A 13085-nucleotide genomic window follows, 5' to 3' on the forward strand; every position below is an offset into this window, starting at 1 on the left:
GTTCGCTCTCCTGGAGACGCTACTAGAAAATTGCCAGTTGGCAACTTTGAGTGTGCCGAGCCCGGCTCAGCGGTCCTGACCGAGACGCTCGAGCAGCCCGAGCGTGGCCGCGACGTCGACGTCGGGATCGAGGAGCCACCGCACCTGGAGCCCGTCCGAGGCCGCCATGATCAGGTCGACCAGCATGGATGCCTCGGCGCGGCGCCCCTCGGGAAGGGCCGCGAGCTGCCCGTCGATCTCGACCGCCAAGCGGGTCCTCGCCCGCGCGAACCGCTCCGTGAAGAACACCCTCGCGGGCCCATCCCCCGGCTCGACCGACTTCGCCAGCATCTCTGTGAAGAGCGAGACCATTCCCGGGAACTTCACATTGAATTCGGCGCTGAGCCGCATCCGCTGCACGAGCGATACCGAGTCTGGCATGCGCCCTTCGTTGACGCGGTCGTGCTCGCGGATCACCGCGACGAGCAGCCCCTCGCGAGAACCGAAGTAGTGGGTCAGCATGCCGTGGGAGACACCGATGGACTCGCCGATCGCGCGCAGGGAAGCGCCGCTCGCTCCGGTCACGCGGAGGGTCTCGTAGGCCTGCGCCAGGATCTCGCGCTTCCGCTCGACACCCTTCGCGTACTGCCCCCGCGCTCTATCCGCTGCCACGCCAAGCATCGTATCCGGGGCCAGGCCGTCGCGGCCCCTTGCGGACCCTTCTGCTAGGCCCCGCTGCTAGGCCCCGCCGCTTGGCCTCGCCTCGTGGTGGCGCGCCCCGTGCGTCCGACGGTCCTCCTTCATCGCCGCCTCGGCCAGGTGCCGCTTCCCAGTCACGAGCTGCTCACGGGTGGCCCGCTCGGCCGCCCGGAACGGCTCCCAGTAGGTGTCGTCGTAGTCCTCGACGATCTGGAACGTCCACCTCCCCTCGATCACGTTCCGCCCGACCAGCTCGGCGTCGAGCCGATCTGCGACCTCCGGGTGTCCGGCGTCGCGCAGCGCATCGGATGCCTCGCCGAGGGCGAGGTCGGCGGCGCCGGTCAGCCGGTGGAAGGCGTAGAGGAGCCCCCGCGCCTGGTCGACCATCTCGAGGGCCTCGGTGAGCTTCCCGACGGCTGCGATCGTGGCTTCGTCGACACCAGCGGGCGGAAGGTGCTCAGCACCTCGACGCTCCCTCGGGTCGTCATCGGTTCCTGGAACGCTCTGGTCATCGCTCATACCGTGATTGTGTCGACCGCGCCTGGACGGCGCGTGGGTTCCGCGCCGGCCGCTCGCATCCGCTGAGCCCCAACCTCAGCCCACTCCGACTCCAGTCCATTGCAGTCCAGTCCAGTCCAGTCCAGTGGGAGTGGATCGCAAGTCCAGCGACGCTGGATTGGCACGGGCGCTCGGAGTGGACCCGTCGTACGGTTGCGACACACGCACCCCGCTCACCCCGTTGTGGCGCCTCACCCGTGCCACCTCTTCTCCGAAAGGCCCACCCCGTGACCACCTCGCGCCCCTTCGCCCAAGTCGACGTCTTCTCGGAGGCCCCATATCTCGGCAACCCGGTCGCCGTCATCCTCGATGGTGCGGGCCTCACGGACGACGAGATGCGACACATCGCACGGTGGACGAACCTCTCGGAGACAACGTTCGTGCTGCCGACAACCGACCCCGGTGCCGACTACCGGCTGCGCATCTTCACCCCTGGCGGGGAGCTCCCCTTCGCCGGCCATCCGACCCTCGGCTCAGCGCATGCGTGGCTCGAGCAGGGCGGCACTCCGAAGAACACGGGGCGCGTGGTCCAGGAGTGCGGCGCCGGGCTCATCGAAGTGCGCATCGACGAGGGACGCCTGGCGTTCGCCGCTCCGCCCACGCTGCGGAGCGGCCCGCTGGAGCCCGAGCTCCTGGCGCGCATCGTCTCGGCATACGGCATCAGCGCCGACCAGGTCACCGCCCACCAGTGGATCGACAACGGGCCGGGGTGGGCCGTCGTTCAGCTCGCATCCGCTCAGGAGGTGCTCGACCTCGACCCCGACCTCTCCCTGCTGCCTGAAGCCATGGTCGGAGCCGTCGGGGCCTACCCTCCGGGGGCACCGCACGCCTTCGAGCTGCGCAGCTTCGCGCCCGCCATCGGCGTGGACGAGGATCCGGTCTGCGGCAGCATGAACGCGTCGACGGCCCAGTGGATGCACCGTACGGGCACCGCGCCGGGGCCGAGCTGGCGAGTCTCCCAGGGCACACGCCTCGGCCGTGCCGGTGACATCACCGTGACCGTCGACGACTCCGGGGCCGTCTGGGTCGGTGGTGCCACGACGACGCTCTTCTCGGGCACGGCACTCGCCTAGCCGCGGCTCGCGCCGCCCCCGCCAGCGCGATCCCAGCACTCCCCCTGCCCCGTCGACTTCCGGGGGCGCTCAGGGTGCTCGGGGTGCTCAGGGGTGCTCAGGGTGCTCAGGGTGCTCGGGGCGCTCAGGGCATCCGGGGCTGTCCGTGGGCGCTCAGGCGAGCGTCGCCGTGTCGACCTGCGGGCCGCCCTCGTAGGTGACGGTGATGGTGAGCGGGCGACTGCTCGCGCTCTCCGGCAGCTCGAACTCGAACGAGACGGGCGCGAGCATGAGGATGCAGATGGCGTCCGGGTCGACGATGGGGAAGTGGATGCGCACCTCACCGGCCGAGCCGACGAGCAGTTCGGGGTCTCCCGCACCGCACAGGGGCCGGTTGTTGAGCATGTCGAGTCGGAACCTCGACGCGGCGACCCAGGCGAAGCTCGGTGCCACATCCTCGTTGGTGCCCGCGCCGAGAGGATCGTAGTCCGCGGGCGGCGTGACGCTGACACCGATGATCGGGCTCATGTTCGCCAGACTACTCTTGCAGGCTTCCTGCCTCTGGTGAGCTGCCGGTCTGCTGCCGGTCTCCAGCTGCTGGTCTGCTCCCAGTCTGCGGCTGGTGAGCTGCTCTGCCGCCCGCGAGCCGCTACGCCTCGAGGATCTCGGAGAGCTCGAGCCAGCGTTCCTCGAGCGCGTCGATGTCGGCCGCGAGGGCTTGCCGCTTGGCGGTGATGGTCCCGAGTCCCTCGTAGTCGCCCTGGTCGTGGGCGGCCAGTTCGGCGTCGACCTTCTTCATGGACTGCTCGATCTTCTGGATCTTGCGGGCGATGCCCTGCACTTCCTTCTCGGCGCTGCGGCGGTCAGCGCCGCCGATGGAGAGGCCGGAGGCACTGGAGGCTGAAACCGACGAGGAACCGCCGGCGGTCGCATCCGTCGTGCTGGAGAGCGTCGCGGGGGCTGAGCCCTTCAGGCTGTTGGCGCGCAGCTCGAGGTACTGGTCGACGCCGCCGGGCAGGTGGCGGAAGCCGCCGTCCCACACTGCGTACTGCTGGTCGGTGACGCGTTCGAGCAGGTACCGGTCGTGCGACACGACGAGGAGGGTGCCCGGCCACGTGTCGAGGAGGTCCTCCATCGCGGCGAGCATGTCGGTGTCGAGGTCGTTGGTGGGCTCGTCGAGGATGAGCACGTTCGGCTCGTCGAGGAGGATGAGGAGCAGCTGCAGGCGCCGACGCTGACCACCGGAGAGGTCCTTCACGGGGGTCTGGAGCTGTGTGGTCGTGAAGCCGAGGCGCTCGAGCAGCTGCGACGGCGTCATCTCCTTGCCGCCCGAAACGTAGCTCGACTTCTGGCGCGCGACGACCTCGCGGACGCGGTCGTTCTGGTGCTCGTCGAGTTCGGCGAGGCGCTGCGAGAGCGTCGCGATCTTGACGGTCTTGCCGCGCTTCACCTTGCCGCTCGTCGGCTCGAGGGTGCCCGCGACGAGGTTGAGGAGCGTCGACTTGCCCGCCCCGTTCACGCCGAGGATGCCGGTGCGCTCGCCAGGTGCGATGCGCCACTCGATGTCGCGGAGCACCTCCTTGTCGCCGAAGGTGACGCCGACGTCGAGCAGGTCGACGACGTCCTTGCCGAGGCGCGCCGTCGCGAGCTGCGACAGCTCGACGGGGTTGCGCACGGGAGGTTCGTCCTCGATGAGCTGCGTCGCGGCCTCGATGCGGAACTTCGGCTTCGCCGTGCGCGCCGGGGCGCCGCGGCGCAGCCACGCGAGCTCCTTGCGCATGAGGTTCTGCCGCTTCGATTCGATGGCGGCAGACTGCCGGTCGCGCTCGACGCGCTGCAGGATGTACGCCGCGTAGCCTCCCTCGAACGGGTCGAGAACACGGTCGTGCACCTCCCACGTCGTCTCGCACACCGCATCCAGGAACCACCGGTCGTGCGTCACGACGACGAGCCCGCCCTGGTTCTTCGACCAGCGGCCGTTGAGGTGCTTGGCGAGCCAGGCGATGCCCTCGACGTCGAGGTGGTTGGTGGGCTCGTCGAGCATGATGATGTCGTCGTCGCCGATGAGCAGGGCCGCGAGGGCCACGCGGCGCTGCTGGCCGCCGGAGAGGTCGCCGATCTTGTCGGTCCACTCGAGGTCGCCCGCGAGCCCGTTCACGACGTCGCGGATCTTCGCGTCGGAAGCCCAGTCGTGGTCGTCCATGTCGCCGACGATGGCCTGCTTGACGGTGAGCTCCGGGTCCAGGGTGTCTGCTTGGTCGAGCATCCCCACGCGCACGCCCCGCCGCCGTGTGACCTTGCCGCCATCGGGCTGGATGCGGTCGGCGAGCAGCTTGAGCAGGGTCGACTTGCCGTCGCCGTTGCGTCCGACGATGCCGATGCGGTCGCCCTCTTGGATGCCGACGGAGACGCTGTCGAAGACGACTCGAGTCGGGAACTCGAGGTGGAGCGCTTCCGCGCCGAGAAGATGGGCCATCAGACCAGCTTAAGGCCGGCGAGGCCCGGCGCCCTCCGAGCGACTGGGGTGGGAGCTCAGTGAGCGGGGTCGTCCATTCGGAGCGAGAGGGTGCGCAGGGCCGTCGCGAGGTCGTCCCGCGTCTCGAGGTCGAGCTCGGCGAGCAGCTCGCGCTCGGCGGCGACGAGCCGAGTGAGGGCCTGGTCGACGAGATCGCGCCCGTTGGCGGTCATGGTGACGAGGATGCCGCGACCGTCGTTGGGGTCGACTTCACGGGTCACGAGCCCCCGGCTGACAAGGCGGTCGATGCGGTTCGTCATGGTGCCGCTCGAGACGAGGTTCGACGCGAGCAGGTGCTTCGGGCTGAGGCGGTGCGGGGATCCGGCGCGGCGCAGCGCCGAGAGGACGTCGAACTCCCACAGCTCGAGCCCGGTCTCGGCGAACGCGGCCTTGCGGAGCGCGTCGAGCTGCTTCGCGATGCGCTTCACGCGGGAGAAGATGCGCAGCGGGTCGACGTCCAGGTCGGGCCGTTCCCGCGACCAGTCGCGCACGATCGTGTCGACCGTGTCGGTCGGATGCGCGGCGCGGCCGCCGTGCACGCCCTCGCTGTGCCTGCCCTCGCTGAGCTCGACCGTCGCGCGCGGAACGTCACGCGGGTGAGCTGCACGTCTGGGGGCATCCATACGTCCCATTATGGCGAGTCCCGCGAGAGCACGTCGACGCGCCAGCTGTGGGGCCCCGTTCTGCCGGGGCGGCGCGTCCGCCGACTCGTCGCGGCGCGGTCTCCCTGCCGCGGCGGAACGCTCGGTTCCTAGGAGTTCGGGTGGTGTGCGTCCACCTCGCGCTTCGTGACGACGAGGCCGTCGTCGGCGCCGACGGGGGCTGAGGTGTGCTCGTGCGCGACCACCCATTCGCCCTTGTGCTGCACGATCGCCCAGGTGAGGCGGTTGTCCATCCACTCGAGCTGGCCCTCGGTGTTTTGCCAGGAGTAGCGGACGAAGCTCTCGACAACCACGACGTCGTGGTCTCCGTAGGCCCGCAGATCGGTGAAGGTGGCCGCGTGCGTGCCCGACTCGATGGAGTCGAACCAGGCGTCGAGTGAGGTGCCCCAGGCGTCAGCTCCCTCGTGGGACCAGGTGCTCCAGAGGTCGAAGACGCGCACGTCGGGCGCGTAGAGCGACATGATGGCGGCTTTGTCGCGCCCTGCGACGGCGGCCGAGTAGGTGTCGGTGAATCGCCGCGCGATGGACAGAGCTTCGGACATGACGCCTCCTTGTGTCTTCTGCTTCGCAGTCTGGCCCAATCCCCTCCACAGCACCAGCGGCGCTTGCCCGCGGCCTCTCCGGTTCTGGCACAATTGGCGAGTGCGCGCGTGAGCGGGCACGTTCCTCCTTGGTGTAACGGCAGCACGACAGCCTTTGGAGCTGTTAGGTCCAGGTTCGAATCCTGGGGGAGGAGCGGCGCGGGGGTGCTGCATGCCACCGTGGACCGTGATGGCGTTCGAATCACGGCGCCCACAACGAGGAGGATCTGTGACCGATCGAGAACTCGCAATCGTCATCCTGGCGGCTGGCCAGGGCACGCGGATGCGCTCGAGCACCCCGAAGGTGCTGCACCGACTCGGCGGCATCCCGCTCGTGGGGCACGTGCTGCACACGGCCGCAGAGCTTGGCCCGGCGCACACCGTCACGGTGGTCCGGCACGATCGCGACCGCGTCGTCTCGGCGATCCGAGATCTGGCCCCCGACACGCAGTTCGCCGACCAGGACGAGGTCCCCGGCACCGGTCGTGCGCTCGAGGTCGGCCTCGAGTCGCTCCCCGCTGACTTCGACGGCGTGGTCGTCGTGCTCTCCGGCGACGTGCCGCTGCTCGACTCCGGCACGATCGGGCGCATGATCGAGCAGCACCGGCGAGCGCAGAACCAGCTCACGCTGCTGAGCGCGTTTGTGCAGGAGCCCGCGGGATTCGGGCGCATCGTGCGCTCCTCCGGTGGCGACTTCGACGAGATCGTCGAGCACAAGGACGCGAGCGAGGAGCGGCTGCGCATCTCCGAGATCAACGCCGGGGTGTACGCGTTCGACGCCCGCACGGTGCGTCAGGTGCTCGGCCGAATCGACGACTCGAACTCGCAGCGGGAGAAGTACCTCACCGACGCGGCGAAGCTCATCAAGGCGGATGCGGGGCGCATCGAGGCGATCGCCGTCACCGACCCGGAGATCGTGCAGGGCATCAACGACCGCGTGCAGCTCGCGGAGGCGCAGCGCTACTACAACGCGCGTCAGATCAGGCACTGGCAGCTCGAGGGCGTCACGGTGCACGACCCGGCGACGACCGTCATCGAGGGCAACGTCTCACTCGGCCGAGACGTCGAGCTGCTCCCCGGAACCCAGCTGCGCGGGGCGACGTCCGTCGCCGAGGGGGCCATCATCGGGCCGGACACGACGCTCGTCGACTGCGAGGTCGGCGAGGGCGCCGTCGTGAAGCGCACCGACGCGACCCTCAGCGTCATCGGCGCTGGTGCGACCGTGGGCCCGTGGGCGTACCTGCGGCCGAACACGATCCTCGGGGCCGGAGGCAAGATCGGCACGTTCGTGGAGACGAAGAACGCGCAGATCGGCGACGGCTCGAAGGTCCCGCACCTCTCCTACATCGGGGACACCGAGGTGGGTCAGAACTCGAACGTCGGCGCTGGCACGATCACGGCCAACTACGACGGGGTGAACAAGCACCGCACCACGGTGGGCAGCAACGTCCGCTCCGGCTCGCACAACGTCTTCGTCGCCCCGGTTAGGATTGGCAACGGAGCCTACACAGGGGCCGGGACCGTCGTCCGCAAGGACGTTCCGGCTGGTGCACTCGCCATCAACGTCGCACCTCAGCGCAATGCTGAGGGGTGGGTGCTGAAGAACCGAGCGGGCACCGCCGCGGCAGAGGCCGCCGAGGCGGCCTCTGCGGCAGATTCCACACCGAACGCGTAACAACAGAGCAAGCACAGGAAACGGGCGGTACAGCGTGTCTGGCATCATCACCTCCACGGAGAAGCGACTTGTTCTCGTCTCGGGCAGAGCTCATCCTGAGCTCGCCGAGGCAGTCGCCGCAGAACTGGGCATCGAGCTCGGAGAGACCGAGTCGCGCACCTTCGCGAACGGCGAGATCTACGCTCGCTACGGCGAGAGCATGCGAGGGGCCGACGTGTTCGTGCTCCAGTCGCACTGCCCGCCCATCAACGAGTGGCTGATGGAGCAGCTCATCATGCTGGACGCGCTCAAGCGCGCGTCGGCGAAGCGCATCACGGTCGTCGCACCGTTCTACCCGTACGCGCGTCAGGACAAGAAGGGTCGCGGCCGCGAGCCGATCTCGGCCCGTCTCGTCGCCGACCTCTTCAAGGCGGCCGGCGCCGACCGCATCATGTCGGTCGACCTGCACGCCCCGCAGGTGCAGGGCTTCTTCGACGGGCCCGTCGACCACCTCTTCGCGATGCCGGTGCTGCTGCAGCACTTCCGCGAGAAGCTCGACCCGGCGACCCTCACCGTCGTGTCCCCGGACATGGGGCGCGTGCGCGTCGCCGACGTGTGGAGCGATCAGCTGGATGCGCCGCTGGCGATCATCCACAAGCGCCGCGACCCGAGGGTCGCGAACCAGGTGAGCGTGCACGAGATCGTGGGTGACGTGAAGGGTCGCGTCTGCCTGCTCGTCGACGACCTGATCGACACGGGCGGAACCATCGTGAAGGCCGCCGAGGCGCTCAAGGCCGCCGGTGCCATCGGCGTCGTCGTCGCGGCCACGCACGCCGTGTTCTCGCACCCGGCCGTCGAGCGTCTGAGCTCGGATGCGATCGACGAGGTCGTCGTCACCGACACGCTGCCGTTGCCGCCCGAGAAGCGCTTCGACAAGCTCACGATCCTGCCGATCGCCCCGACGCTCGCTCGCGCGATCACCGAGGTCTTCACCGACGGATCGGTCACCTCGATGTTCGACGGCGCCGCCTAGCCACCACGGGTTGCCGCACGCACGTCACACGCCCCGCCTGAACCACTCGGTTCCGGCGGGGCGTCTGCGTGTGATGCTTCCTCCGCTGATGCGCTGTGACTCCCGACCGGCGCTGGCGTCCGCCCCGTCTCTCTACCCGCCTCTGCTCGGCGCTCTCCGGGTGAGTCGCTGTGCTCTCCGGACGAGTGGCTGCGCTCCGGGTGAGTCGCTGAGCTCTCCAGACGAGTCTCAGTGCCCTCCGGGCGATAGGAGCCCGCTCTCGTAGGCGATGATCACGAGCTGCGCCCGGTCATGGGCGTGGACCTTCGCCATGATGCGGTTCACGTGCGTCTTCGCGGTGTGCGGCGAGATGAAGAGCAGCTCGGCGATCTCGGCGTTGGCGTGTCCGCGAGCGACGAGGAGCAGCACCTCGCGTTCGCGATCCGTCAGCTGCTCGAGCTGCTGCGGCACGATGGAGGGCCCTGTTGGCTGCGAGCGGAGCACGTATCTCGTGATGAGGCTGCGGGTCGCGGCCGGAGAGAGCAGCGCGTCGCCGGCGTGGACCGCGCGGACGGCTCGGACGATGTCGTCGGGTTCGGCACCCTTCCCGATGAAGCCGCTCGCCCCGGCGCGAAGGGCGGCCAGCAGGTACTCGTCCTCTTCGAAGGTGGTCAGGATGAGCACGCGCACCTCGGTGTTCCGCGGATCGCCGCAGATGGCGGCGGTCGCCTCGATCCCGTCGAGCTCCGGCATCCGGATGTCCATCAGCACGACGTCGGGTCGCAGCGTGGCGACGAGAGCCACGGCCTCCCTGCCGTTTCGTGCCTCGCCGACGACGTCGATGCCGGGCTCCTGGCCCAGGATGTCGGAGACGGCCTGCCGGATGAGGGCCTGGTCGTCGACGACGAGCACGCGGGTCATCGGGGGTCTCCGTGGGTGGCTGCGCCGAGGTGCGGGCGGTCCTGCCGGGGGAGGGTCACAGCCACACGGTAGCCGCCTGCGGCTGTGCCCGTCGTGACGGTGCCGCGTACCGAGGCGACCCGCTCGCGGAGGCCGAGGAGCCCAAGCCCGCCCGACGGGCGGGCGTCCGGCTCGTCCGTGGCAAGGGGCGAGTCCGCCGGCCCGACTGGGCCCGAGACGGGGTTCGTGACGATGACGCGCAGCTCCGTCTCCGTGAGGGCAAGCAGGACGTGCGCGCGGTTCTCGGCGCCGTGCTTGTGTGCGTTCGTCAGCGATTCCTGGATGACGCGGTACGCGACGAGGCTCGTCGCGCCCGTGACCTGCTGCAGCTCGCCCTCAGCTCGCACCTTGACGTGGAGTCCTGCTTCACCGAACGACTCGACGAGGGCGTCGAGCCGTTCGAGTCCAGGCTGCGGGGCGGCGGATGCGTCGCCTGTGTCGTCGGCGCGGAGCACGGTGAGCAGGTCGCCGATCTCGGCGAGCACTGAGCGTGCAGCCCCTCGGATGGTGAGGAGCGCATCCTCGGCTCGCTCGGGGCGGGTCCGGAGGGTGCTCGAGGCGACCCCGGCGTTGAGGCTGATGACGGCGATCTGGTGGGCGACGGCGTCGTGCAGGTCGCGCGCGATGCGGAGCCTCTCCTCGGTGACACGACGGCGTGCCTCCGATTCGCGGGTCTGCTCGGCGCGTTCGGCTCGCTCCGTGATCGCGACGATGTACTCGCGCCGGGAACGGGTCGCGTCTCCGGCAGCCGCGGCGAAGGCGATGGTGACGGCGAACTGGATCGCTCGCGGATCGAAGACGCTTCCGAGCGCTGCGAACAGACTGAGCAGGGCGACGCCGAGGACGGCGAGGGCCGCGGTGAGGGCTGCCCTGCGGCGGGTCGACTGCGTCGCGACGCTGAACATCGCCATCGCTGCGGCCAGGACGACGCCGGGCGAGAGAGTCCCGGTCAGGGCGGTGGCTCCGTAGATCACGAGCGTCGCGACGAGCACGGCGACCGGGTAGCGGCGGCGAAACGGCAGGAGGGCGGCCGGAGCCAGGACCATCGCGAACGCGAACGGCGTGCTCGGTCGAAACTCATCCCCGCCGAACGGCATGACGGCGACGCCGACGATGAAGAGCGCAGCGAGCACGTCGACGACCCAGGATGGTGCTCGGGGGAGCGTCCTGGCGCGGCCTGCCATCGGCGAGTGCGGCCTGGCCTGGCCGGTCGCGGTGCTGCGGGATTCCTGCATGGACCAAGTGTGCCCGCCGGATCTCGCACGCGCGTCCCCCGTCGAGAGCACGGCTGTACCGCATCCGCAGTACTCGGTGACCGCGGTCGGGGGACGCGCGGCGCTCGGGGAGCCGCGAGCATCAGAGGGTCGAGACCTCGGCACCAGCTAGGAGGCAGCATGCCAGCACCGATCATCTCTGTCCGCGACGTCCGTCGGTCGTACGGTCGCGGGCAGAACCGCTTCGAAGCCCTGAAGGGCGTGAGCTTCGACATCCGCGAGGGGGAGAGCCTCGCCATCGTCGGCAAGAGCGGTTCAGGGAAGTCGACCCTCATGCACGTGCTCGCGCTCCTGGACGTGCCGACCTCGGGCACCGTGGAGTTGGAGGGCACCGACACCCGAACGCTGCGGGGGAAGAAGCTCAACCGAACCAGGAACAAGACGTTCGGCTTCGTGTTCCAGCAGTTCTTCCTCACCCCGAACGTCTCCGTGCTCGAGAACGTGGTGCTCCCCATGAAGATCGCCGGCGTTCCGCGCGGCGAGCGGCGAAATCGCGGGCTGGCGGCGCTCGAGCAGCTCGAGCTCGATGACAAGGCGAGGAGCAAGGCCCTCAACCTGTCTGGCGGCCAGAAGCAGCGGACCGTGATCGCGCGTGCGCTCGTCAACAATCCGAGGATCATCTTCGCGGATGAGCCGACGGGCAATCTCGACACCGGCACCGGCGGAGTCGTCGAGGACATCCTCTTCCGCCTGAACCGAGAGAACGGCATCACCTTGATCGTCGTCACCCACGATGAGGACCTCGCGGCGCGCTGCGATCGCCGCATCCTCATCCGCGATGGCCTGATCGTCGAAGACTCTGCGCAGGTGGCGGCATGAGAACCCTGGACCTCGTCGGCACCGCCGTCTCGAACACGTTCCGCTCGAAGACGCGCCTGCTGCTCACGATCCTGGCGATCTTCGTGGGAGCGTTCACGCTGACGCTCACGAATGGGCTCGGCACGGGCATCAACGCCTACATCGACGACACCGTCAACGGGGTGGGGGCGGCAGACACCTTGACGGTGACGAAGACGAGCGACGCGACGGGCTTCGGCAGCGGCGAGTCCGGCCCGCTCGAGTACAACCCGGACGCTGTGGCGAGCGCCGGCCCTCCAGGGTCGACCGTCACCGCGCTCCTGCCTGCCGACCTGGAGTCGCTCGCGGGCATCGAGGGCGTCGACGACGTGCAGGCCACGAAGTCGCTCTCGGTTGACTTCGTGCAGGCCGGTGCCGGCACGAGGTTCGCGGTAGGGGCGGGAAGTCTCGTGGAGGGCCAGACCGTCCAGCTGCAGGCCGGCTCCGATCCCGACGACGCGAGCGGCGAGCTGCAGGTGCTACTGCCGACCTCGTACGTCGAGCCGCTCGGCTTCGCCGACGCGGATGCGGCGCTCGGCCAGACCGTGACCATCGGCAGCACGGATGCGCTCCGCGGCACCCACGAGACCCAGGCGGTTGTCGTCGGCGTCGCCGAGGAGAGCATCGCCTCGCCGACGGGGGCAGCGCTCGTGCCGAACGACGCGCTCACGGACCAGCTCTACGCCACGCAGAACATCGGGATCCCTGCGGACCAGGTGGAGCGCTACGCACAGGCCACGGTCTGGTTCAGCCCGGATGCGAGCAGCGACGACATCGATCTCCTCAAGCAGCGGCTCTCGGATGCCGGCTACACCGGGAGCACCGTCGCCGATCAGCTCGGCACGATCAAGACGGTGATCGACGGGATCGTGCTCGTGCTGAACGCCTTCGCGGTGATCGCCCTCCTCGCTGCGAGCTTCGGCATCGTCAACACGCTGCTGATGTCCGTGCAGGAGCGAACTCGCGAGATCGGGTTGATGAAGGCCATGGGGATGGGCAGCGGCCGCGTGTTCACGCTGTTCAGCATCGAGGCGGCGTTCATCGGCTTGCTGGGGAGCGCGATCGGTGCGGTCGTCGCCGTCGTCGCGGGTACGGTCATCAGTGCGTCGCTCGCGACGACGCTGCTGGCGGACCTGCCGGGGCTCACGCTCATCGCGTTCGATCCGGTCTCGATCGGCGTGGTCATCGTCGTCGTCATGGTCATCGCGTTCCTGGCGGGGACGCTGCCCGCGGCTCGAGCCGCACGAGCGGACCCGGTGGAGTCGCTGCGCTACGAGTGACGGCGGGAGGGGAACGGGAACG

Annotated in this window: 13 protein-coding genes and 1 tRNA gene; 6 read left to right on the forward strand and 8 right to left on the reverse strand. The window is 69.3% G+C overall.

Annotated elements, in window-relative coordinates:
• Positions 1 to 66 precede the first annotated feature (66 nt).
• Positions 67 to 651 carry a TetR/AcrR family transcriptional regulator gene (locus tag GV007_RS01460; protein ID WP_160070690.1) on the reverse strand — a complete coding sequence of 195 codons (585 nt, stop codon included), beginning with the start codon at positions 649 to 651 and terminating at the stop codon, positions 67 to 69.
• Positions 652 to 717: 66 nt separating this feature from the next.
• Positions 718 to 1197: a hypothetical protein gene (locus tag GV007_RS01465; protein ID WP_160070691.1), complete on the reverse strand. Its 480-nt coding sequence runs from the start codon at positions 1195 to 1197 to the stop codon at positions 718 to 720.
• 266 nt (positions 1198 to 1463) lie between these two features.
• On the opposite strand from GV007_RS01465, the gene GV007_RS01470 reads away from it, so the two are divergent.
• Positions 1464 to 2309, forward strand: coding sequence for a PhzF family phenazine biosynthesis protein (locus GV007_RS01470; RefSeq protein ID WP_160070692.1), 846 nt, complete (start codon positions 1464 to 1466; stop codon positions 2307 to 2309).
• A 153-nt stretch (positions 2310 to 2462) separates the two neighbouring features.
• Here GV007_RS01470 and GV007_RS01475 read toward each other — a convergent pair whose 3' ends face one another.
• The 4 genes from GV007_RS01475 to GV007_RS01490 all read right to left on the reverse strand — a co-directional run bounded on the left by GV007_RS01475 (position 2463) and on the right by GV007_RS01490 (position 6007).
• Positions 2463 to 2816 carry a hypothetical protein gene (locus GV007_RS01475; RefSeq protein WP_160070693.1) on the reverse strand — a complete coding sequence of 118 codons (354 nt, stop codon included), beginning with the start codon at positions 2814 to 2816 and terminating at the stop codon, positions 2463 to 2465.
• Between the two features lie 121 nt (positions 2817 to 2937).
• On the reverse strand, positions 2938 to 4764 hold the full coding sequence (locus GV007_RS01480) for an ABC-F family ATP-binding cassette domain-containing protein (protein ID WP_160070694.1): 1827 nt from the start codon (positions 4762 to 4764) through the stop codon (positions 2938 to 2940).
• Between the two features lie 56 nt (positions 4765 to 4820).
• The gene (locus tag GV007_RS01485; RefSeq protein WP_160070695.1) at positions 4821 to 5426 is read right to left on the reverse strand and encodes a MarR family winged helix-turn-helix transcriptional regulator; all 606 of its coding nucleotides are present in this window, start codon (positions 5424 to 5426) and stop codon (positions 4821 to 4823) included.
• 128 nt (positions 5427 to 5554) lie between these two features.
• A complete protein-coding gene (locus tag GV007_RS01490) occupies positions 5555 to 6007 on the reverse strand; it encodes a YybH family protein (protein WP_160070696.1) in 453 nt (150 codons plus the stop codon).
• Positions 6008 to 6129: 122 nt separating this feature from the next.
• Here GV007_RS01490 and GV007_RS01495 point away from each other — a divergent pair.
• From GV007_RS01495 to GV007_RS01505, 3 genes are all read left to right on the forward strand, one after another.
• Positions 6130 to 6201: transfer RNA gene (locus tag GV007_RS01495), tRNA-Gln, on the forward strand.
• Between the two features lie 74 nt (positions 6202 to 6275).
• Positions 6276 to 7721: a bifunctional UDP-N-acetylglucosamine diphosphorylase/glucosamine-1-phosphate N-acetyltransferase GlmU gene (gene glmU / locus GV007_RS01500; protein ID WP_160070697.1), complete on the forward strand. Its 1446-nt coding sequence runs from the start codon at positions 6276 to 6278 to the stop codon at positions 7719 to 7721.
• Positions 7722 to 7755: 34 nt separating this feature from the next.
• A complete protein-coding gene (locus tag GV007_RS01505) occupies positions 7756 to 8733 on the forward strand; it encodes a ribose-phosphate diphosphokinase (protein ID WP_104241709.1) in 978 nt (325 codons plus the stop codon).
• Positions 8734 to 8961: 228 nt separating this feature from the next.
• Here GV007_RS01505 and GV007_RS01510 read toward each other — a convergent pair whose 3' ends face one another.
• Both GV007_RS01510 and GV007_RS01515 read right to left on the reverse strand, forming a co-directional pair.
• Complete coding sequence (locus GV007_RS01510; protein ID WP_160070698.1) at positions 8962 to 9633, reverse strand: response regulator transcription factor; 672 nt, start codon at positions 9631 to 9633, stop codon at positions 8962 to 8964.
• Positions 9630 to 10907 carry a sensor histidine kinase gene (locus GV007_RS01515; RefSeq protein WP_236558231.1) on the reverse strand — a complete coding sequence of 426 codons (1278 nt, stop codon included), beginning with the start codon at positions 10905 to 10907 and terminating at the stop codon, positions 9630 to 9632. The genes GV007_RS01510 and GV007_RS01515 overlap by 4 nt, the downstream gene beginning before the upstream one ends.
• A 159-nt stretch (positions 10908 to 11066) precedes the next feature.
• On the opposite strand from GV007_RS01515, the gene GV007_RS01520 reads away from it, so the two are divergent.
• Positions 11067 to 11765 (forward strand): ABC transporter ATP-binding protein, encoded by a 699-nt coding sequence (locus tag GV007_RS01520; RefSeq protein WP_160070699.1) that lies wholly within the window; start codon positions 11067 to 11069, stop codon positions 11763 to 11765.
• Positions 11762 to 13063, forward strand: a complete 1302-nt coding sequence (locus tag GV007_RS01525) for an ABC transporter permease (protein ID WP_160070700.1) — start codon at positions 11762 to 11764, stop codon at positions 13061 to 13063. Before GV007_RS01520 ends, GV007_RS01525 begins: the two co-directional genes overlap by 4 nt.
• Positions 13064 to 13085 lie beyond the last annotated feature (22 nt).

The organism is Pseudoclavibacter sp. 8L, assembly GCF_902506465.1.
Taxonomy (GTDB): domain Bacteria; phylum Actinomycetota; class Actinomycetes; order Actinomycetales; family Microbacteriaceae; genus Pseudoclavibacter.

What these genes read in the sequence shown, in the direction of transcription:
- GV007_RS01515 (WP_236558231.1), bottom strand. Translation starts at nt 10,907, where the DNA reads ATGCAGGAATCCCGCAGCACCGCGACCGGCCAGGCCAGGCCGCACTCG.
- GV007_RS01490 (WP_160070696.1), bottom strand. Translation starts at nt 6,007, where the DNA reads ATGTCCGAAGCTCTGTCCATCGCGCGGCGATTCACCGACACCTACTCG.
- GV007_RS01520 (WP_160070699.1), top strand. Translation starts at nt 11,067, where the DNA reads ATGCCAGCACCGATCATCTCTGTCCGCGACGTCCGTCGGTCGTACGGT.
- GV007_RS01510 (WP_160070698.1), bottom strand. Translation starts at nt 9,633, where the DNA reads ATGACCCGCGTGCTCGTCGTCGACGACCAGGCCCTCATCCGGCAGGCC.
- GV007_RS01465 (WP_160070691.1), bottom strand. Translation starts at nt 1,197, where the DNA reads ATGAGCGATGACCAGAGCGTTCCAGGAACCGATGACGACCCGAGGGAG.
- GV007_RS01475 (WP_160070693.1), bottom strand. Translation starts at nt 2,816, where the DNA reads ATGAGCCCGATCATCGGTGTCAGCGTCACGCCGCCCGCGGACTACGAT.
- GV007_RS01525 (WP_160070700.1), top strand. Translation starts at nt 11,762, where the DNA reads ATGAGAACCCTGGACCTCGTCGGCACCGCCGTCTCGAACACGTTCCGC.
- GV007_RS01485 (WP_160070695.1), bottom strand. Translation starts at nt 5,426, where the DNA reads ATGGATGCCCCCAGACGTGCAGCTCACCCGCGTGACGTTCCGCGCGCG.
- GV007_RS01480 (WP_160070694.1), bottom strand. Translation starts at nt 4,764, where the DNA reads ATGGCCCATCTTCTCGGCGCGGAAGCGCTCCACCTCGAGTTCCCGACT.